This window comes from Bacillus sp. B25(2016b), assembly GCF_001679765.1.
Classification (GTDB): Bacteria; Bacillota; Bacilli; order Bacillales; family Bacillaceae_G; genus Bacillus_A; species Bacillus_A thuringiensis_K.
Window position 1 is genome coordinate 629,581 of sequence record NZ_CP016285.1, and the last position, 21,403, is coordinate 650,983.

Below are 21,403 nucleotides of genomic sequence, written 5' to 3' on the forward strand. Positions count from 1 at the left end.
TAAGAAAAAGAATGTGTGATAATAATTCAGGTGTAGGAAGGGTACATAAGCATGTTTCAATTACAAAAATATAACACTTCTGTGAAGCAAGAGTTTTTAGCTGGCATCACAACTTTTTTTACATTTGCGTATATTCTTGTCATCAATCCAAAAATATTATCTGATGCAGGTGTACCGTTTGACCAAGCGTTTACAGCAACAATTATTGCCACTGTTGTTGGAACAGTAGGTATGGCGATTTTCGCGAATTACCCGATTGTTATTGCTCCAGCTATGGGAATGAATGCATATTTTGCTTATTCTGTTGTACAGAAGGCAGAAGGGATTACATATGTAGTTGCCTTTTCAGCTGTATTTGTAACGGGAATTATTTTTCTTTTATTATCTTTTACTTCGTTTAGGCAAAAGTTAATTTTAGCAATTCCTGATAGTTTAAAGCATGCAATTGCAGGTGGAATTGGACTATTTATTGCTTTTATTGGATTACGCCTTTCTGGAATTATCGTGGATCATCCGTCTAATTTAGTTACGATTGGTGATTTTCATTCTCCAGCTGTTATTTTAACTTTAATTGGTTTAATCTTAGCGGCGGTATTAATGGCATTACGTGTGAGCGGTGCATTATTTATTAGTATGATTGTGACAGGAATTATTGCCTTCTTTACAGGGCAATTGAAGTTTGCTGATAAAATTGTGGCGATGCCTCATTTACCAGAGGGTATTATCGTTTCAAACCCAATCAATGCCTTTTCTGATGTAATTGAATACGGATTATACGGCGTTGTATTTTCATTTTTACTTGTACTGTTATTTGATACAACAGGTGCATTACTCGGTTTAATTAAACAAGCAGGTTTAATTACAGACAATACAGAGAAGCGTTTTGGTAAAGCATTTATTGCAGATGCAATTGGCGGGACTACAGGTTCTATCTTTGGAACAAGCCCAACAGCAGCGACCATTGAATCGTCAGCAGGTATTGCTGCAGGTGGTAAAACTGGATTAACAGGGATTGTAGTTGTTGGTCTAACAATTATAACGGCATTTTTCAGTCCTGTTATTGCTTCTTTATCAAGTGTAGCTGCTATTACAGCTCCTTCATTAATTATAGTAGGTAGTTTAATGGCACAAAGCATTCGAGATATTAATTGGAATGAATTTGAAGATGCGTTACCAGCATTTTTGATCTTTATAGGTATTCCGTTAACATCTAGTATTGCAAATGGAATCGCAATTGGATTTTTAGTATATCCAGTCTTGAAAATTGTGAAGGGTAAAGGGATGGAAGTACATCCATTACTATACCTATTTGCATTCTTATTTGGATGTCATTTATTCTTATAATATAAATATAGGAGAGGGCCTTCTTATGGGAGGCCCCTTTTTTGTGTATAATAAAGTGAAACTATAGGCAGTAGGGGGATCCCCACTGTGTATTAGCCCACACCAATTGTGATAAGATGAAAACTTAAATGATTTCGTAAAATATAAATTACTTAATGGAATATATATGTTACAATAAAGATAGAGGAGGAACATGAATGGCTGTAAGTAAAATAAAAGTCGCGCGTGTTCAGTTAGATTTAACACAGCAACAATTAGCAGAAAAAGTAGGCGTTACAAGGCAAACGATTAGTTTAATTGAGAAGGGGAAATACAATCCATCTTTAGATTTATGTTTAAAAATTTGTTATGCAGTAGATAAAACGTTGAATGATTTGTTTTGGGAGGAAAAGGAGTGGTAGGATGAAAATCGTGAAAGATGAACGTTTAATGATTGAAGGGTTAAAACATATTAGATTAGCTTTCATTTTACAAAATATCGTCATACTAGCTATCGTCTTTTACCGCTATGTCTTGCAAGGGGCAGGATATGAAAGTGTTTCGGATTTATTAATGGTATTTATGGGCGGGATAATAATTATTAACTTTTTAAATCTGAAAAATTCAGTGGAAGTGTATGAGCATACGGGCGGAGTGTCGCGTCGTTATTTTATGAAGCTATTATTCATTCCGGTGGGTATTATTATTGGGATTTTAGCTATTTGTATCGTTGTAACACCAGATATTTCGATAAAGGAAATTAGTATGACAGGACTTATTATGTTTGCTTGTTTTTTAGTTCCTAGTTTGTTTATATACATATATATGAAAAAAATAAAAAGAGAAGATTGAAATATAAGAAAGGCTTTCCTGTATTGAGGAAAGCTTTTCTTATATCTTTTTATACAAAACTTTATGAAGGCCAATTGGTTCAATTTCAAAAATTTCACCATGTTCCTGAAAGCCTAAGCGCTTGTAATAGTCAGCTACAGTAATTCGGCCATTACACCATAACATATTTGCTTGACGCTCTTGTAAGATTTGTTCTGCATTCTGAATTAAGGAGCTTCCAGCGTGGTTGTTTCGAAACTCAGGTAATGTGGCCATTCCTCGTAGACGATAATGAATACCGGCTGGTAGGTCAGGATATATTTCTTTTGAGAAGGAAGCGATACTAATTAGTTCATCGTTTATAAATGCGCCTAAGTGGAAGGTGTCTGTTTCATAATCGGAAGGATATTTACAATCTGCTAATGTTTGATTGGGGCGTAAAATTTTTTGACGTAATACGTAAGTTTCAGATCCCTCAATATTTTTCACGATAATCATATTAACATCCTTTCTTATAAGGCTTTTTCTGTTAATTGTATAAAGAAATAAGCAGGTGCGGCGAGAAGTCCGAGTATGCTAGCAGTTCCGAGAAGGAGTGAAAGTAGGAGGCAAGAATATTTTATTCCATTCGATTTTTTCCATCCGTAACTACAAATCTCAATACTAACACCGATGAGAATAATGGCAATGAGTATTTCTGCTAATAATAAAAGAGCTAAAGTTACAATAGACATAATGTGATCCATCCTCATAATATGTGATAGTAACATTTTACCATATGAAGTTAAAAAAATGCCCCTCAATTATGTGAGGGGCATTTTTTTACTCTAATATGTTTTTTAGTGTATCGATATGTTCTTTTGAACCTGTTACAAGTAATGTGTCACCGTGTTGTAGTCTTGTATCACCATGTGGTATTAATGCTTTGTTACCGCGGTAGATTTGAATGACAAGTACATCACCTAAAAACGGGAGGCGGCGAAGCGCAACGCCGTTATATTTATTGCTGCGCAGTTCAACTTCACGTACTGTTTCGTTTGCTGTTGTAATTAAGCGAACGAGACTAGGTTTATCAATAAGTGCACGTAATAAAATACGTGTAGAGTTAATTGTTGAGAATACAGCGATATGTTCTTGCGTTGCTTTTTCTTGTAGAAGTGGATCTTCTACACTTGCAATAACATGTTCAACACCTAGCTCTTTTGCATGTTCTGCCAATAATAAGTTTTGTTCATCATCGCTTGTTGCAACAACGACGCGATCTGCATCAAATGCTGTTTGTTCAGTTAATGATGCGATTGTAATATCATCTAATTTCACGATAGGAAAGTCGTGTGATTTCGCTTCTTCATCATTTATTTTGTTTTGCCGCATCATATATAGCGTTACGTCATAATCTTCTCGTTTTAAATCTAGTGATAACGGAAGGGTAATTCTGCTCGCGCCAATAATAGCTACTTTTGGTTTTGGTGTTTCTACTTTTGGGAACATTTTTTTAAACAATATAGGTGCAAAAATACAAGTAATAACTGCGCTTAAAATAAGAGAGGCAGATAAACTTGGACTGATAATCCCCAGTTTTTCACCAATTTGTGCAGCCGCAATAACTAAAGAAAGTGTCGATGTTAATAAAATTGCACTTCCAAGTACGATATTACGTGGATACCATTTTCTTAAGACGAGTGATGGTAAGAGTTTCGAAATAAAGAGTCCTACAATTAAGATTGGGATCATTAGCATGCTAGAAGGTTCTTTGAAAATAGACCACACCTCTAGATTTACACCAACCATTACGAAGAAAATAGGGATGAAGAAACCATAGCCGATAGAATCAAGTTTTTCCACCATATCTTCATTTGGTGATAATAACGATACAAGTACACCTGCTAAGAAGGCTCCTAAAATATTTTCTGCTCCAACAGATTCCGATAACCCAACTAAGATTAAAATGAGTGCAAAAACAGCTCGTGTATCAATTTGTACACTACCAGCTTTTAAACTATCTAAGTATGGAATGTTTTTAAAGCGTTTTGCAATAAAGTAAATGATAATACCGGCACCGAATAGAATAAGTAAGAGCCACATACTTTGGCCGCTTTCGGAATTTAATCCGACGAAAACAGCGAGTAAAATCATTGTAACTAAATCTGCAATAACAGCAACTAATAAAATGATTTGTCCGATTGCAGTTTTTCCTAGGCTGTTCTCTTTTAATGTTGGTACAACAACACCTAAAGAAATAGTTGAAATAATTAAAGTCATGAACATTGCATTATCTACGAATCCTAGCCATACGAATAGTAATGATAGGGCATAAGATAAGATGAAAATAAATAAGAAGATAATGCTTGCTGCTTGAAATGTATTTGGTTCGTTTGTCGTATTCTTTTTCCCTTTTTGTTTAAAGATAGAAAAATCAATTTCTAAACCGCTTAAGAACATGAGGAAGATAAATCCTAATGTTGATAAAACTTGAAGCCATATATCTGGCTCAATAATATTAAACCCACTTTTACCTACAAAGATTCCTGCAATAATTTCTGCAACGACCACAGGAAGTGCTTTTAATTTAAAGCGTTGTAACAAAAGGGGAACGAAAAACGCGATTGCAACGACAACCATAAGTGATAGAACAGAAGTATGATGTTCCATTGCGTTCTCTCCCTTCAAATAAATATAGTACCTATTTAGCCATATAATAGGTAGAAAAGCAACGCATATGGATTCGATTTCATAAAGAAAGAGTTTTCTTAACATTTGTCATAATAAGTATATTTTTCATGATTATGTTGTTAATTCCGTAATGTGGATGTAATAGGGGAGAGGATAAAAAAAGGACTGCTGAGCAATCTCAGCAGTCCTTTTCATGTACATTACATTGAGAAGAAGATCCATACAGTTAAACCAACAGTTGCGGTTGCAACGAAGAAACTGTAGATCATAGTAAGAATTTGAACTCTTCCTTCTCCTTCTTTTAAATGCATGAACATAATTAATTGTAACAACGCTTGCGCAACAGCCATTATGATAATGGTAGTTAAGATCGTTGATAGTGGCAGGTTTGTGTAAAGTGCCACGTATAGAGCTAGAAACGTTAGTGCAAGCGATAAAATAAATCCGAAAACGTGTGACCAAGGGAATCCGCTATGCGCATGCCCGTTTGCTTGATTGTTATTTTGACTCATTTACGCCACCATCCCGTTCAAGTAAACTAGTGTGTAAATAAAGACCCAAACTAGATCAAGGAAATGCCAGTATAAGCTGATAATAAATACTTTACGAGCTGTAACTGGTGTTAAACCTCGTTTTAAAATTTGGATAATAACACAAATTGCCCAAATGATACCGCCTGTTACGTGGGCTCCGTGCGTTCCAAGAAGAACGAAGAATCCAGATAGGAAAGCACTTGTTTGAATTGTTGCGCCTTCACCAATATACATAATGAACTCTTCAATCTCGAAGAATAGGAAGCCTGCACCTAAAAGTAATGTAAGGACGAACCATCCAAGCATCGCTTTTTGGTTGTGCTTACGCATTTCGTGAATCACGATACCACATGTGAAACTACTTGTTAAAAGTAGTAATGTTTGAATTAAAAGCGTTTTAAGTTCAAACAGTTGTGCTGGTGTTGGACCATCTGCCGTACGACCAGCAAGTACTAGATAAGAGGCGAAAAGTGTTGCGAACAGCATAATTTCAGCCCCAAGAAAAATCCAGAATCCTAGGATATTCAATCTGCTTTGTTCGGATTGATATTCCAAAGGTAAGCTTTTATCTAAAGCCGCCATATCATTTCACCTCTCATGCTACATGTTCTGATTTTTTAATTTCATCAACACTAATATAGTAACCTTCATCGTAATCGAATGAACGATAGATTAAGCAAGCTAAAATACCAATGCCGCCGATTGCTGCAAGCCAGAACCAGCTAAATACTAATGCGAAACCTGCAAGACCGAAGAATCCAGACGCAATAATAGGCACACCAGAGTTACTTGGCATGTGAATTGGTTTGATGTCTTCTTCTGCTGGTGTAACTGTTTCCCCGCGCTTCTTCATGTACCAGAAAGCATCAGCTTCTTTAATTTCAGGAAGTTTCGCGAAGTTGTAATGTTGTACAGGAGATTGAGTAGCCCATTCAAGTGTACGGCCATCCCATGGATCTCCAGTTGTGTCACGTTCACCGTGACGAGCACTCCAAATTACGTTGTAACAAAGAAGTAGGAAACCAATACCCATCATTACCGCACCAACAGATGCGATTTGGTTTAGCCATCCCCATCCAAGACTTTCAGAGTAAGTGTACATACGACGAGTCATACCATCTAAACCTAAGAAGTACATTGGGAAGAAACAGATGTTGAATCCGCTCATAAAGATCCAGAATGTCCATTTACCTAGGCGTTCATTTAACATATGACCAGTCATTTTTGGATACCAGAATGTAAATCCAGCAAGCATAGCGAATACTGTACCTGCGATTAATACGTAGTGGAAGTGAGCAATTAAGAAGTAGCTGTTATGGTACTGATAATCAGCTGCTGCCATACCAAGCATAACCCCTGTAACCCCACCGACTACGAAGTTTGGAATAAATGCCAATGACCAAAGCATTGGAACTGTAAAACGAATACGTCCTTTATACAGCGTAAACAACCAGTTAAAGATCTTAACACCGGTTGGAATCGAAATCGCCATTGTCGAAATCGAGAAGAATGAGTTAACCGCTGGACCTGCACCCATCGTGAAGAAGTGGTGAAGCCATACGACGAAACTTAGTAAAGAAATTGCAACCATTGAGTATACCATCGCACTGTAACCGAATAGACGCTTACGTGAGAATGTACTAATGATTTCAGAGAAAATACCGAATGCCGGTAAAATAACGATATATACTTCAGGGTGACCCCATACCCAGAATAGGTTGGCCCATAACATTGGCATACCGCCGCTCGCCATCGTAAAGAAGTGAGCATCGAATAGACGGTCAAATGTCATTAATGCAAGAGCAACTGTTAATACTGGGAAAGCGAAAATAATGATAATTGTTGTAATTAAGATTGACCAAGTAAACATTGGCATTCTCATTAAAGTCATACCAGGTGTACGCATTTTTAAGATAGTAACAAGGAAGTTAATACCTGTCATTAACGTACCGAGACCTGAAATCTGTAATGCAATTGCGTAGTAGTTATTTCCTACACCAGAAGTAAACTCTGTACCTGCCATTGGGAAGTAAGAAGTCCACCCAGCGTCTGGAGAACCACCGATTACGAAAGCGATGTTGAATAACATTGCTCCGACAAAGAATAACCAGAAACTTAAAGCATTTAAGAACGGATATGCAACGTCACGAGCACCAATTTGTAATGGTACTACAAGGTTCATTAATCCCATAACGAATGGCATTGCCATGAAAAGAATCATTACTGTACCGTGTGTTGTAAAGATCCCGTTATAGTGTTCAGCGTTTAAATAAGTTGTTTCTGGGAATGTTAACTGTGCACGGATCATTAAACCATCCATACCACCACGGAATAACATGATAACCGCAGAAATAATATACATAGCTCCGATTTTTTTATGGTCAACAGTTGTCAACCATTCGTCCCAAAGCCATTTCCATTTTTTATACTTTGTTAGTACGAAAATGATTGCTAATGTCACAAGAACGATAGAAGCGTCTGCACCGTAAATAATCGGGTCACCTGTGACAAAGAATTCATCAAGCTTCACTGTGTTCACTCCAATCTGTTGGAATACTAGCTATTATTTTTTGTTTTTGTAGTAGTTGTAATCACAATATTCAAGTGATTTTGGATCTACATAACTTAAGTGGTGACTAGAGAATGTCATACGACCAACTACACCAGGTTTAACAATTTCGTTGTACTTATCTTCTGTTAGTTTAGGAGCAGTTTGTTGTACTTCTTTAACCCACTTGTCATATTTCTCTTTAGTTTTTGCTTCAACTTCGAACTCCATGTGTGTGAATCCTTCACCAGAGAAGTTCGCGCTACGACCTAGGTAAGAACCTGGCTTATCAGCTTGTAAATAAAGATCCATAATCATGCCATCCATTGTGTACTTCATACCACCAAGTTCTGGTACCCAGAAAGCATTCATTGGGCCGACAGAAGTCAGTTTGAATTGAATTGGTACACCAGCTGGGATGTTTAAATAGTTAACGGTTTCAATTTTTTCCTCTGGGTAACTGAATAACCATTTCCAGTTTGCAGATGTAACATAAATTTCAACTGGTTTAATATGTTTGGACTCTTTCGGCACCTCTTCAGAAGCATAAGTTGCTTTTACTGTTGGAATCGATAATGCGATAACGATAATAACAGGAACAAGCGTCCAAATAATTTCTAGTAATGTGTTACCGTGTTGTTCAGGTGGCTCATAGTCCATATTCTCTGGTTTTTCACGATAACGAATCAAGATGACTGTAAACAGAATGAATACAATTGCGATAATTAATGACATAAGCAAGAATGACCAAACAATTAAATCATACTGTGCTTTTGCAACAGGTCCTTGCGGATTTAATACTGCGAGTTTTTTATCACAGCCACCGAGGAACAGAAGTAATGATAACGGAAGAAGCGAAGCCAACTTCCAAAACGCTTTCTTTAGTTGCACGATTGAAAATCTCCTTTCTCCTTGGATTGAAACTATGCCAATAAAACAATATAAACCTATTAATTTATAGAAGGCAATAGTTTTTGATATATTGTTAAAAAATAGACACAAATGCACACTTTTTAAGGTGAATATCATTTGTAACTTGATTACATTGTAAACTATTTTCCAGAGAAAAACGTGATTGTGAAAATTTTAAGATAAATAAAGTTATACCAGGATATCCAAGAAATAGAAAAAAGCTATCTTATCATAAGGAAGATAGCTGAATGTTTTGTATATTTAGTTTATTTATCGTGTGACAGTTCGCGGCTGTTCAAGTGTGACAATTTTTTTATATTTAACTTGGTATAAAATGTAACAAATAATCATAAATGGAATGCCACAATAAAGAGCAATTCTTTGATCTGGAATGAAAGCCAAACTAACAAATGTAATGAAATTGAGCGAGAACGCTACGATTGGAACTAGTGGATAGAGCGGTGTACGATATTTTAAATCATTTATGTCGCCACCATTTTTCACGAAATTTCTACGGAAGAAAAACTGTGAAGCGGCGATTGACATCCAAACGACAACGGCAGCCATTGCTGCAATAGATGTTAAAACTAGAAAGACAGTATCTGCTGCAAATACACTTGTTAATAAGGAAAGGCTAGCAAAAATCAGACTGAAAATTAATGCATTTAGCGGTACACCTTTTTTAGTTAATTTCGTAAATGCTGGGCTTGCCATTCCTTGTTTTGCCATCGCCCACAGCATACGAGAATTTGCGTATAGACCAGAGTTAGCAACGGATAATACAGCTGTAATAATAACAAAGTTCATAATGTCCGCTGCATATGGGACACCGGCTACATCAAAAACAAGTACAAACGGACTTTCGACTAGATTAGCCTCTTGCCATGGGAGTAAACCTACAACAACTGATATCGCTAAGACGAAGAAGAAGAGAGTTCGCCAAATTGTATTTTTGATCGCTTTTGGAATTGTTTTTTCAGGATTTTCACTTTCTCCTGAAGCGATTCCGATTAATTCTGTTCCTTGGAAGGAGTAATTTACTGTAATCATCGTAAGAAGAACAGCTAATGCACCATTTGGAAATAGCCCGCCATTTTCAGTGAAATTATGAAGCATCGGAGCTGGCTTTCCATTAAAGTCTAGTAAACCGAACATAACAGCCCCACCAAGTACAATGAAAATAACGATTGTTGCGACTTTTACACTTGCGAACCAAAACTCTGCTTCTGCATATGCTTTTGCTGATAAAGCGTTTACGAGGAAGAGCGCTGCTGCAAATGTAACGCACCAAATCCATGAAGAAACGTCTGGAAACCAGCGTTTCATTAAAATACTTACAGTTGTTAACTCTACACCAACTGTAACAGCCCAATTTAACCAATACATCCAACCGACAACAAATCCAAAACCAGGTGAAATGAATTTGCTTGCATAGCTTTGGAATGAACCTGCTTCTGGCATAGCAACAGATAATTCACCAAGACATAACATCGTTAAATACATAACAAATCCACCGACTAAAAATGCAAGAATAGCGCCACCAGGTCCGGCATTATGGACGATTTGACCAGATCCCATAAATAGCCCGGTTCCGATAACACCACCGAGTGCAATCATAAATAGGTGTCTACTTTTCATTGTTCGTTTTAAATTTGTTTGTTCAATTTGTTGATTCATATGCCCCTCACCCCGTATTTTCTTGAATGTGTGAACTTCATTTTATTCTGAGTTTTTAATCATTAGTGGGGGATGCAACACACACTCGGTTTATTTGCTATGAAATGAATGGAGTATGTAAAAAACGAACTATGACTAAATACTCTAAGAATGTTTGTTAACATGGTGATATCTTCACTATGTTAACAATTTTGATTTTAGCAAAATATTCTGGAAATGTATATTTATTTTTCTTTTTATTAAAAATAATTAGAATTTTTACAATTAATTTTATGAGCGATAATTCACATGATCTTTCTAGCAAACTAGTAAGAAGAAAGGTACAATGATAAGAGTTGTGTCTGTAAAATAATAATTAATGGAGTTTTGTTTATAATGAAAAAGTTAAAATATCTTTTTGTTTTTGGTATTATACTTGTTGCTGCATTTTTTATAGGGAAAGATAAAATCATGCAAAAGGCGCAAGTTTTACGCTTAGAGTTTCTATCTGAAATGAAAGAAGCAGCTATGATTGAAGATGTTCCGTTTATTAAACAATTACCAGAATTACCTCGAGGATGTGAAGTGACAAGTTTAGCTATGTTGCTGCAATATAAAGGTGTACAAGTAGATAAGATGCAACTTGCTAGCGAAATTTATCGTGTTCCATTTGAACAAAATGGTTTGCGTGGAAATCCTTACGAGGGATTTGTAGGAAATATTTATACAAAGGCAAAGCCTGGATATGGTGTATACAATAAACCAATCTTTGATTTAGCAGAAAAATATGTTCCTGAAAAAGTAATTAATTTAACAGGTAGAGACATGCAAGATATATATAAAGTAATTAGTTCTGGCTCCCCGGTATGGGTCATTATTAATACGACGTTTAAGCCGCTAGCTGAAAGTAGTTTTGAAACATGGAATACGAGTTCAGGCGAAGTGAAAATTACATATTATGAGCATAGTGCAGTAGTAATTGGATATGATCAAAACTTTGTATATGTAAATGATCCTCTGAAAAATAATCCACGTTTGGCTGTTCCACGAGCAGAATTTGAGAAAGCTTGGGAGCAAATGGGAAAACAAGCGATTACTATTTTATAATAAAGAAAAAGTCATCTTTTGGATGGCTTTTTCTTTTTGTTTTATTGTAATTGAAAATTCAGAAGATTCTTTTAAAAGTTAACAATTCACGTTATAATAACATTTAACTTGGTGAAGAAGGAGTGAAGGGGTATGGATGTTGCAAAGGAACTTGTTTTGTCAAAAAATCAGTTAGTTGAGTGGAGAAGGCATTTTCATAAGTATCCAGAGTTATCTTTTCAAGAAGAAAAAACATCGCAGTTTGTGTTCGATATACTTCGGAAATGCCCATATTTAGAAGTGTCACGGCCGACTAAATATAGTGTGATGGCAAAGTTAGTAGGTAAACAGCCGGGCAAAACAGTTGCGGTTCGAGCCGATATGGATGCTCTTCCTATTCATGAAGAAAATGAGTTTGACTTTATTTCTAAATATCCAGGTGTAATGCATGCATGTGGCCATGATGGACATATAGCGATATTACTTGGGGTTGTACATAAGTTAGTAGAAGCAAGAGAGAAGATTAAAGGGGAGATTCGTTTTCTATTCCAACATGCTGAAGAAAATTTTCCTGGTGGTGCAGAGGAAATGATTGCGGCAGGTGTAATGGAAGGTGTGGATTATATCATTGGTGCTCACCTTTGGGCGTCGTTAGAGGTTGGGAAAATAGGCGTTATTTATGGTCCTGCAATGGCTGCACCGGATGTTTTTAAAATTAGGATAGAGGGAAAAGGTGGACATGCTGGAATCCCTCATGAAACGGTAGATAGTATCGCAATCGGTACACAAGTCGTTTCGCAACTTCAGCAAATTGTATCTCGCCTCACGAATCCATTAGATTCTCTCGTAATATCCGTTACGCAATTTCATGCGGGGACAACTCATAATGTAATACCAGAGCAAGCGGAGATTGAAGGGACAGTGAGGAGTTTAAGACATGAGTTACGAGGTGAAACAGAGAAGAAGATTGAGCGGATTGTGAAGCATATTACGGAATCTTACGGAGCGAAATATACGTTTTCTTATGAATATGGATATCGACCAGTTGTAAATAATTATGAAGTTACAGAGCTTATTGAACAAACGGCATTACAACTTTATGGAAGAGATAGAGTTGTTCGTTTGCAGCCGACGATGGCTGGAGAAGATTTTTCAGCGTTTTTACAAAAGGCACCAGGGGCATTCTTTTTTATCGGAGCGGGAAATAAAGAGAAAGGTATTATATATCCTCATCATCACCCTCGTTTTACGATTGACGAAGATGCATTACCGATTGGAGTGGAAGTCTTTGTATCAGCCATTATGAACTTTATAAGTAAAGGAGAATGAGATGAAGAAAATACACATTCTAGCGCTTATCCCAGTTCTTTGTTTAGTAGTTGGGCCAATATTTGCGAATTCAGTTACTCCTTACGTATTAGGGATGCCATTTTTATTATTTTGGGTATTATTATCAGTGTTTATTACATCTCTTTGTATGGGGCTTGTGTACGTGTTTGATCCTGCTAATAAGGAGGATGTAAAATGACTGCATTACTTATCATTATTTTATTTTTGTTTCTCGCACTATTTTTAGGGATTCGGGCACAACATGGAAAAGATATGAATTTAGAGCAATGGTCAGTTGGGGGAAGAGGATTTGGCACTATTTTTGTTTTTCTCCTGATGGCAGGTGAGATTTATACGACGTTTACATTTTTAGGGGGAAGCGGCTGGGCGTATAGTAAAGGAGCACCTACCTTTTATATTTTGGGATATGGTGCTTTAGCTTATCTTTTATCGTATTTTTTATTACCACCAATTTGGAAGTATGCGAAAGAGCATAACCTTGTTTCGCAGTCGGATTTTTTTGCGAAGAAATATAGAAGTAAAGCTCTTGGACTTATTGTTTCAGTTGTTGGTGTTGTTTCCATCATCCCATATCTTGTTTTACAGTTAAAGGGACTAGGGATTATCGTTTCAGAAGCTTCTTACGGAAGGGTGTCACCTGTTGTTGCAGTATGGATTGGTGCTATTGTTATAACTATATATGTAATGGTTTCAGGTATACACGGTTCGGCTTGGACGGCTGCTTTGAAGGATATTATGATACTGTTTATCGTTATGTTTTTAGGTATATATTTACCGTATCATTATTATGGAGGATTTCAGCCTATGTTTGAGGCTGTAGAAGCAGCGAAGCCGGGATTTTTATCTTTACCTGAAGAAGGAATGAGTATTTCTTGGTTTGTTTCTACTATTATATTAACGGCCCTAGGTTTTTATATGTGGCCTCATACATTTGCTTCTGCTTTTTCTGCAAAAAATGAAAAAGTATTTCGTAAAAATGCAGCAATTATGCCATTGTATTCTTTAGTGTTACTTTTCGTATTTTTTGCAGGGTTTGCTGCTATATTGCAAGTTCCTGGGTTAAAGGGAGCGGATGTGGATCTTTCGTTATTCCGTCTTGCTTTACAAACTTTTGATCCTTGGTTTATTGGAATTATTGGTAGTGCGGGAGTATTAACGGCGTTAGTTCCAGGCTCTATGCTTGTTATGGCGGCTTCTACACTGTTAGCGAAAAATATTTATCGAACGATGGTTCCATCTGCTTCAGATAGACAAGTTGCTAAAGCTGCAAAGTTATTTGTACCTGTAGTAACGCTCGTAGCAGTTTTATTTACATTTAAAGGAGGAGAAACAATAGGAGCCCTTCTATTAATGGGGTACAGTATTGTTACACAACTTTTCCCTGCACTTGTATGTAGCTTGTTTCCACGTCAGGTTATTACGAAGCAAGGAGCGATTGCAGGAATGGGAATGGGGTTATTAGTTGTTGCATATATCACTTTATCGGGCTCTAATATAGCTACGATGTTTCCGAGTTTTCCGCAGTCTATAAAAGATTTAAATGTAGGTATAGTCGCATTGTTAATTAATATGATTGTGATGTTTGTAGTTAGTGGATTTACAAAAAGTGTATCTATAAAGAAAAACAGCATAATAGTAGAAAAGTAATTCGTTTATTAGAGCCATCTTTGAAAAGAGATAGCTCTTTTTTGTATATATTTTCTTCTATTAGCGGAATCTAACTAAAAACTTGTTGAAAAGGAAGTTAGGTGGGGAAATTGTTAGAGCTTGAAGGTAACTTATTTGAAGTTATGAAAGAAATTAGGGATGAGTTAGGTTCACCTAATGATTTAACAATTAGAGAAGTTGCTCTTGCTGGGAGTTTTACACGTTGTGCGGTTGTGTTTTTATGTGGGTTAACAGACAAGGATAATGTTTATAAATATGTCGTTCGTACGCTGCAATACGAAGAAATTCCAAGTGAGGAAGCCGTTGTTCAAACGTTATTGGATCGTTTTATTTCTATCGCAGAAGTTGGTGTAAAGACGAAGTTTCCAGACATTATGAATGCGATTTTAGCGGGAGATACAGTTATATTAATTGATAATATTCAAACTGCTATCGTTATTAATAGTAGGGCTTGGGAGAAGAGAAGTTTAGAACCACCAGTGACAGAAGATTTAATACGTGGACCGAGGATCGGATTAAATGAAGATATTAACGTGAATAAAATGTTAATTCGCCGTAGTTTACGTGACCCAAAGCTGAGATTTCAATCTTATATTATAGGGAAGAGATCCCAAAAAGAAGTAACTTTAGTATATGTAGAAGACGTTATTAATCCTTACATTGTAAAAGAGTTAGATCGGCGTCTTCAATCAATAGTGACAGATGTCGTTTTTGAGACGGGAACGATTGAGCAGTTAATTCAAGATAATAATTTGTCACCGTTTCCACAATTTTTGAACACAGAAAGGCCTGATAATATTGTGGCCTCATTAATGAAAGGTAAGGCGGCTATTTTAGTGGATGGATCACCGTTTGCTCTTATTGCGCCATTAGTATTTGTTGATATTTTTCAATCTGTGGAAGATCATTATGAGCGCTGGGTAATTGGGACTTTATTAAGAATTTTGCGGATGGGTTCTGGTATAATTGCGATTTTAATGCCAGCGATGTATGTAGCGCTCGTCTCATATCATCAAGGACTTATTCCTTCTAAATTGGCTTATTCAATTGCTGGAGCAAGAGAAGGGGTTCCGTTTCCTGCATATATTGAAACGTTAATGATGGCATTAACGATGGAGCTAATACGAGAAGCAGGAATTAGGTTGCCGAAACCGATGGGGCAAACAATTGGGATTGTAGGTGGTCTTGTAATTGGAGAGGCAGCGGTGAATGCAGGAATTGTAAATCCATTTTTAGTTATCATTATTGCGGTTACAGCTATTGCTACATTTTCACTTCCAGTGTATAGCATCACAATTACGTTTCGGATTTTACTTTTCGTCTTTGTATTAGCAGCAACGGCTTTTGGGTTGTATGGAATCATTCTAGCTCTTATTGCGCTTGCTGTTCATATTACAAATTTAACAAGTGTTGGTGTACCGTATACAACTCCAATTGCTCCTGCATTTTATAAAGATTGGAAAGAGGAGTTTATTCGCATGCCAAAATCAATGTTGAAAGAGAGACCGGAATATTTACAAACGAAAGATTCTACAGTACGTCCAAAGGAGCGAAAATAATTGAAACCATTTGAGTATGGCGATGAAGAAATTGGATCTCGGGAAATTGGGTTTGCGGTATCATCGACCATTATTGGTATAGGAGCATTATCTATGCCAAGGGATATTGCTAACCAAACTTTATTTTCAGATGGTTGGATTATTTTGCTTTTGGGTGGATTGATATGTGCAGTTTTAGGCTGGTTTGTAACGAGGGTGGCTATTTTATTTCCAAAACAAAACTTTGTTCAATATACGAGTGCACATTTGACAAAGCCGGTAGCATACACGATTAGTATGGTTTTAGTATTAACGTTTGCTGCTTTGACAGCATATGAATCGCGAATGATTTCAATTATTTCTCAAACGTATTTATTTAGTGAGACACCGATACAACTACTGTCTTTCTTCTTCTTACTAGTTGTTATTTACGGAATAGCAGGATCAAGAGCGGCCTTATTAAGGTTAAATGTTCTATTTTTACCTATTGTTTTAATTGCGATAGTGCTTCTTTCTTTATTGAATATAAATTTAATGGAAATAAACAATTTATTTCCAGCTTTTCAAACGGAAGTAAGTCAGTACGCTGTTGGGGTTAAAAATTCTATATTCACATTTATTGGATTTGAGGTAGCTCTGTTTTATGCTGTGTTGTTGAATGATAAGACAGCGAAAAAGGCACCAATGGCAGTTGCAAAAGCCGTGATAGTAAATGTGCTCTCATATATTTTAATTTATGTAACTTGTATTAGTGTTTTTACGTATATGACAACTCGTGGATTGACATATCCAACAATTGAATTAGGGAAAGAAATTGAAATTGGTGGAGGCTTTTTAGAAAGGTTCGATGCAATTTTTTTTACGACTTGGATTATTACTATTTATAACACTACAGCAATGTATTATGACGTCGCATCTTTATTGTTTTGTGCCATGTTTCCGAAAGTGAAGAAACATATTTTTATTTTCGGAAGCGCGCCTCTGATTTTTATGCTGAATATGCTCCCTGGTAATTTAGATACGTTATCAAGTTACGGAACGTATTTAGCGTGGATAGATATGGGGTTTGTCGTATTAGCTCCTTTGCTAGTTTTTATTGTATATAAAATGAAAAGAAGGAATGGTAGAAATGAAAAACCTTCTTAAAATTATAATGGTTATGGTTTTAGCTGGATTTATAAGTGGGTGTTCTGAACTAGAAGAAATAGAAGAAAGAGGATTTGTAGTAGGCGCAGCTTACGATATTGTGAAGAAAAAGAAATCAAATCCGATTATGAAAGGGACGTATCAGATGGTACTTCCCAGTAAGTTAGCACAACAAGGTGGACAGGGCGATGGAGATAGTGAAAATTATATTAACGTAAGTGCGAAAGCAGATAGCGTCTTCGAGCAAATAAGAATAATTGCTAAAAAAATTAGTCGAACATTATTTTTTCCGCATATACAAGTCATTATTTTTTCGGATGAATTACTAGCGAATCCGTATGTTTTGCAAAATACGTTAGATGTATATTTTCGTGATCATGAAATGAGAAGAAATATTCGTTTGTTCGTTTCCAAGAAAAATGCAGAATCTATTTTAAAACAGAGCGCCAAACCTGAAAACTTACCGGCGCAGTACATTGATATGTTAGCTGAACATCCTCCGAAAAACGCTCAAATGATTGAGGCGGCGAGAATTGGTGAGGTACAAGGGAAAATGATCGCAGATCGAAGTTTTGCATTACCTCTCTTAGGATTAACTAAACAAGGAGTACAAATGGAAGGAGCGGCATTGATCCGTGGAAAGGATAATAAGTGTGTTGGAACTTTGAGTGGAGAACAAACATTAGGAATGAACTATGTAATAGGTAAAAAAATTGGAGGTTTCTTTACTGTTCGTAAAAAGAATCAGCTCATTACATATGAAATTCATAAGTTGCGCCGAAAGATTCAGGTGTCTACTGAAAATGCTACAAAACCGAAGTTTGATATTCATTTGTCCACAGAAGGCATATTAGCTGAGTTACATTTTAATGAACCGAAACAAGTGATGAATGAAAAGTTTTTAAAGAAAGAGATTTCAAAGGAAATGAAGAAGCGTATTGAAAAGTCTATACAGCTTGTTCAAAAAAAATATAAGGTAGATGTATTGGAATTAGGAGAGGTATATAAGAGGCATAATTATAAAGAGTGGAAGAAAATTAGTAAGAATTGGGATCAAGGTCAGAATTATTTTAGTAATGCTGAAATTAATGTTCACGTTGATCCAACAATTGAACATTCAGGTTCAGCATTACCAAAGAAAGTGAAGTAAGGTGATGGAAGTTGTTTACTGGATTAGGAATTAGTTGCACAATATTAATAGCGATTCTTCCAGGAGCCATATACTTTATTCATAAGAAACTCACAACGTATGGAGCGCAACCTTGGAATACTGATGTGCAAAAAAAGAAACCTGAATGATTTCAGGTTTCTTTTATACAAAGCATATGTGAAGGGGGATACCTTCTATGTATGCTTTGCTTTATACAAGCCCTAACCAATGTACCAATTGTGTAGAGAGGAATGTCACAACAATAGCGATAACGGTAGGGATTGCAAACGATAAGAATGTCCATTTTGCACTTTTTGTTTCTTTATATATGTTAACCAGTGTTGTTCCACATGGGAAATGAAGAAGTGAGAACAACATTGTGTTTAACGCTGTTAACCAAGTCCAACCATTTTCTAAGAATAAATTTTTAATTTGATTAAAATCATCTATTTCAGTTAAAGCCCCGGTTGATAAGTAAGACATTAATAAAATTGGGATAACAATTTCATTTGCTGGTAGTCCAAGAATGAACGCAGCTAGAATAAAGCCATCAAGTCCTAACATTTTAGCGAATGGATCCAGGAAGTTTACAAAATACATAAGTAGACTTGTATCACCGATGAAAATATTAGCTAGTAACCAAGTTAATGCAGCCGCAGGGGCAGCTACAACAACAGCTCGTTTTAAAACATAGACTGATTTATCGAGTGTTGCACGCACAATTGTATTCCAAACCTTTGGCTTACGGTACGGCGGTAACTCAAGTGTGTAGTGAGTTGGAACGCCTTTTAAAGCTGTTTTTGATAGTACCCAAGAAACGGTTAATGTCATAATAATACCAATTACAACCATTCCAACTACAACGCCGGCAGTAACAAGTGTTTGCATACTACCTGTATAACCAGCAGCCATAAATAATGAGGCCATTAAAATTAACATAGGCCAGCGACCGTTACAAGGTACGAAGTTGTTTGTTAAGATTGCTAGCATACGTTCACGTGGTGATTCAATGATACGTGTTGACATAATGGCTGCTGCATTACAACCAAATCCCATTGCCATTGTTAAAGATTGTTTCCCGTGTGCACCGGATCGTTTGAATAAGCGGTCCATATTAAACGCGACACGTGGTAAGTATCCGTAGTTTTCTAATAGCGCGAACATAGGGAAAAAGATTGCCATAGGTGGTAACATAACGCTAATAACAGCACCGATACCACGGAATAAACCAAGTATTAAAATGCCGTGTAACCATTCAGGTGCATGTGCTGCTTGGAACCAAGATGTTAAATATCCTTCGGCCCATCCGAAGAATTCGGCAATCATATCAGATGGTACGTTAGCGCCTGCAATTGTAAGATAAAAAATAATAGATAAAATACCAAGCATAATTGGGAATCCCCATATTGGAGATGTGAAAACTTTATCTAGTTTTTCGGAACGATATAATTTATCAGTATTTGTATATTGGACGGATTCTTTACATATGCTTGCAGATGTTCGGTAAATATCTCCGACTATATCATCTCGTATATCTTCTTTTGAAAGTGTTTGTGCATGTTGAATAATATAGTCTAATGGAAGAGCTTTACTGGCTGAGTGAGATTCCATTAATTACGACCTCCCTTACAAGTGGTTCATTATGGTGTTTTTGAAGTGTAGTTAAGAAATTTTTATCTCCATCTAGTATACGTAACGCAATCCAACGTGCTGGATACGTATCACCGAACACTTTATAAATTTGTGGTTCTAATTCCTGAATCATATTTTCGATTTTTTCGCTGTAAGTAATTTTAATTGGTGTTGGAATTAGTTTTTTATTTGCTACTTTTGCAATAACATTCAGCAAATGACCAATACCTACTCGGTTACGTGCTGAAATTTTAACGACAGGCACACCAAGTGATTTTGCTAATTTCTTTTCATCGATAACGATGCCTTTTTTCTCAGCTTCATCAATTAAGTTAATACAAATGACTACGTTACTCGTCATTTCAATCACTTGAAGTGCTAAATTTAAATTTCTTTCCATTGCAGTTGCATCTACAACGACTACAGTTACTTCTGGTTTTTCAAATATAATATAATCCCTTGCTACTTCTTCATCCGCAGAGTTTGAATATAGTGAGTAAGTTCCAGGTAAATCTATTAATGTATATTTACTTCCGTTATGTTCATATTCCCCTTCAGCTTTTAAAACAGTTTTTCCCGTCCAGTTGCCAGTATGTTGTTTTAAGCCTGTTAAAGTATTAAATAATGTACTTTTCCCGGTATTCGGGTTACCAGCTAAAGCGATACGATGTTTGCTCATCTGAAATCATCTCCTATTAATACCCCGAAAATAAGGGAACTTTCTTCTTTGCGCAGTGCAATAGTTGTGTTGCTTACTTGATAAGCAACTGGATCTCCAAGTGGACTGCGTTGCAATACTTTAATCGTTGCCCCAGGGATAAATCCCAAATCTAATAAACGTCGTTTCATAGTTCCTTCTAATTGTATCTTCTCAATTTGTACAAACTCTCCTGTTCTAAATTCGGAAAGTGGTTTTGTATTAGCCGATACCATAAAAGTTACCTCATCTCTATATTGTTAGTTTAAGTTTAAAAAGTTTCCTAAGGTAAACTTTTTGTTAGTAATATAGTAGACCACGTTGGATTATGTTGTCAATTAGTACTTTAAAAATATTCATTTAATTTTAGAATTGTTCCAATTTATTTAGTTGTACTAAAAAATATTACTGAAATTCTTTTTAATGTTCACAAATTAGGCGTGTAAAAGTTACAAAATGCGCGGAATTGTAAATCTAACTTTAACTAGAAAGGGAAAAGATAGAAAAACATTTACATTGAATTTACATTGTTAAGAATAAATTTACATTACAGCATAGTTAGTGTGGTTTTTGTTGGATTCTTTAACTATAAATGTTGGGATTCCTAGCTTTTAAAGAGTATTATCGTCATTTACTTAAAATTAAAAATTGCTTAACACT

21 protein-coding genes are annotated in these 21,403 nt (G+C 36.1%); 10 read left to right on the forward strand and 11 right to left on the reverse strand.

What is annotated here, in order from left to right:
* Nucleotides 1-51: 51 nt before the first annotated feature.
* From BAQ53_RS03240 to BAQ53_RS03250, 3 genes are all read left to right on the forward strand, one after another.
* Complete coding sequence (locus BAQ53_RS03240; protein ID WP_061668135.1) at nucleotides 52-1,344, forward strand: NCS2 family permease; 1,293 nt, start codon at nucleotides 52-54, stop codon at nucleotides 1,342-1,344.
* A 197-nt stretch (nucleotides 1,345-1,541) separates the two neighbouring features.
* The gene (locus BAQ53_RS03245; RefSeq protein ID WP_000301183.1) at nucleotides 1,542-1,745 is read left to right on the forward strand and encodes a helix-turn-helix transcriptional regulator; all 204 of its coding nucleotides are present in this window, start codon (nucleotides 1,542-1,544) and stop codon (nucleotides 1,743-1,745) included.
* A 1-nt stretch (nucleotide 1,746) separates the two neighbouring features.
* Complete coding sequence (locus BAQ53_RS03250; RefSeq protein WP_000706629.1) at nucleotides 1,747-2,175, forward strand: hypothetical protein; 429 nt, start codon at nucleotides 1,747-1,749, stop codon at nucleotides 2,173-2,175.
* 39 nt (nucleotides 2,176-2,214) lie between these two features.
* Here the strand turns inward: BAQ53_RS03250 and BAQ53_RS03255 are convergent, their stop codons facing one another.
* From BAQ53_RS03255 to BAQ53_RS03290, 8 genes are all read right to left on the reverse strand, one after another.
* Nucleotides 2,215-2,652 carry a GNAT family N-acetyltransferase gene (locus BAQ53_RS03255; protein WP_000587679.1) on the reverse strand — a complete coding sequence of 146 codons (438 nt, stop codon included), beginning with the start codon at nucleotides 2,650-2,652 and terminating at the stop codon, nucleotides 2,215-2,217.
* Nucleotides 2,653-2,666: 14 nt separating this feature from the next.
* The gene (locus BAQ53_RS03260) at nucleotides 2,667-2,924 is read right to left on the reverse strand and encodes a DUF4022 family protein (RefSeq protein ID WP_003300023.1); all 258 of its coding nucleotides are present in this window, start codon (nucleotides 2,922-2,924) and stop codon (nucleotides 2,667-2,669) included.
* 52 nt (nucleotides 2,925-2,976) lie between these two features.
* Nucleotides 2,977-4,806, reverse strand: coding sequence for a monovalent cation:proton antiporter family protein (locus BAQ53_RS03265; protein ID WP_208906481.1), 1,830 nt, complete (start codon nucleotides 4,804-4,806; stop codon nucleotides 2,977-2,979).
* A 221-nt stretch (nucleotides 4,807-5,027) separates the two neighbouring features.
* On the reverse strand, nucleotides 5,028-5,339 hold the full coding sequence (gene qoxD / locus BAQ53_RS03270) for a cytochrome aa3 quinol oxidase subunit IV (protein ID WP_000081349.1): 312 nt from the start codon (nucleotides 5,337-5,339) through the stop codon (nucleotides 5,028-5,030).
* Nucleotides 5,340-5,942 carry a cytochrome aa3 quinol oxidase subunit III gene (qoxC, locus tag BAQ53_RS03275; RefSeq protein WP_000729317.1) on the reverse strand — a complete coding sequence of 201 codons (603 nt, stop codon included), beginning with the start codon at nucleotides 5,940-5,942 and terminating at the stop codon, nucleotides 5,340-5,342.
* Between the two features lie 13 nt (nucleotides 5,943-5,955).
* Nucleotides 5,956-7,890: a cytochrome aa3 quinol oxidase subunit I gene (qoxB, locus tag BAQ53_RS03280; protein ID WP_000762377.1), complete on the reverse strand. Its 1,935-nt coding sequence runs from the start codon at nucleotides 7,888-7,890 to the stop codon at nucleotides 5,956-5,958.
* A gap of 33 nt (nucleotides 7,891-7,923) precedes the next feature.
* On the reverse strand, nucleotides 7,924-8,799 hold the full coding sequence (locus BAQ53_RS03285; RefSeq protein WP_001176167.1) for a cytochrome aa3 quinol oxidase subunit II: 876 nt from the start codon (nucleotides 8,797-8,799) through the stop codon (nucleotides 7,924-7,926).
* Nucleotides 8,800-9,090: 291 nt separating this feature from the next.
* On the reverse strand, nucleotides 9,091-10,497 hold the full coding sequence (locus BAQ53_RS03290; RefSeq protein ID WP_001075768.1) for an amino acid permease: 1,407 nt from the start codon (nucleotides 10,495-10,497) through the stop codon (nucleotides 9,091-9,093).
* A gap of 375 nt (nucleotides 10,498-10,872) precedes the next feature.
* On the opposite strand from BAQ53_RS03290, the gene BAQ53_RS03295 reads away from it, so the two are divergent.
* The 7 genes from BAQ53_RS03295 to gerLC all read left to right on the forward strand — a co-directional run bounded on the left by BAQ53_RS03295 (nucleotide 10,873) and on the right by gerLC (nucleotide 18,414).
* Nucleotides 10,873-11,583, forward strand: a complete 711-nt coding sequence (locus BAQ53_RS03295) for a C39 family peptidase (protein ID WP_000734496.1) — start codon at nucleotides 10,873-10,875, stop codon at nucleotides 11,581-11,583.
* Nucleotides 11,584-11,715: 132 nt separating this feature from the next.
* Nucleotides 11,716-12,891, forward strand: a complete 1,176-nt coding sequence (locus tag BAQ53_RS03300) for an amidohydrolase (RefSeq protein WP_000382121.1) — start codon at nucleotides 11,716-11,718, stop codon at nucleotides 12,889-12,891.
* Between the two features lies 1 nt (nucleotide 12,892).
* On the forward strand, nucleotides 12,893-13,090 hold the full coding sequence (locus tag BAQ53_RS03305) for a DUF3311 domain-containing protein (RefSeq protein ID WP_000719836.1): 198 nt from the start codon (nucleotides 12,893-12,895) through the stop codon (nucleotides 13,088-13,090).
* Nucleotides 13,087-14,559, forward strand: a complete 1,473-nt coding sequence (locus BAQ53_RS03310) for a sodium:solute symporter family protein (RefSeq protein ID WP_000125940.1) — start codon at nucleotides 13,087-13,089, stop codon at nucleotides 14,557-14,559. Before BAQ53_RS03305 ends, BAQ53_RS03310 begins: the two co-directional genes overlap by 4 nt.
* Nucleotides 14,560-14,660: 101 nt before the next feature.
* Nucleotides 14,661-16,139 carry a spore germination protein GerLA gene (gerLA, locus tag BAQ53_RS03315; RefSeq protein ID WP_003300032.1) on the forward strand — a complete coding sequence of 493 codons (1,479 nt, stop codon included), beginning with the start codon at nucleotides 14,661-14,663 and terminating at the stop codon, nucleotides 16,137-16,139.
* Nucleotides 16,140-17,264, forward strand: a complete 1,125-nt coding sequence (gene gerLB / locus BAQ53_RS03320) for a spore germination protein GerLB (RefSeq protein ID WP_000801999.1) — start codon at nucleotides 16,140-16,142, stop codon at nucleotides 17,262-17,264. It begins immediately after the preceding gene.
* Nucleotides 17,248-18,414, forward strand: a complete 1,167-nt coding sequence (gene gerLC / locus BAQ53_RS03325) for a spore germination protein GerLC (RefSeq protein ID WP_000793363.1) — start codon at nucleotides 17,248-17,250, stop codon at nucleotides 18,412-18,414. The genes gerLB and gerLC overlap by 17 nt, the downstream gene beginning before the upstream one ends.
* 210 nt (nucleotides 18,415-18,624) lie before the next feature.
* On the opposite strand, the gene BAQ53_RS03330 is transcribed toward gerLC, so the two are convergent.
* The 3 genes from BAQ53_RS03330 to BAQ53_RS03340 are packed head-to-tail and all read right to left on the reverse strand — an operon-like array spanning nucleotide 18,625 to nucleotide 20,979.
* On the reverse strand, nucleotides 18,625-20,025 hold the full coding sequence (locus tag BAQ53_RS03330) for a nucleoside recognition domain-containing protein (RefSeq protein WP_000443617.1): 1,401 nt from the start codon (nucleotides 20,023-20,025) through the stop codon (nucleotides 18,625-18,627).
* On the reverse strand, nucleotides 20,003-20,725 hold the full coding sequence (locus tag BAQ53_RS03335; protein ID WP_000033859.1) for a FeoB small GTPase domain-containing protein: 723 nt from the start codon (nucleotides 20,723-20,725) through the stop codon (nucleotides 20,003-20,005). Before BAQ53_RS03335 ends, BAQ53_RS03330 begins: the two co-directional genes overlap by 23 nt.
* Nucleotides 20,722-20,979 (reverse strand): FeoA family protein, encoded by a 258-nt coding sequence (locus tag BAQ53_RS03340; protein WP_000252992.1) that lies wholly within the window; start codon nucleotides 20,977-20,979, stop codon nucleotides 20,722-20,724. Before BAQ53_RS03340 ends, BAQ53_RS03335 begins: the two co-directional genes overlap by 4 nt.
* Between the last annotated feature and the right edge of the window lie 424 nt (nucleotides 20,980-21,403).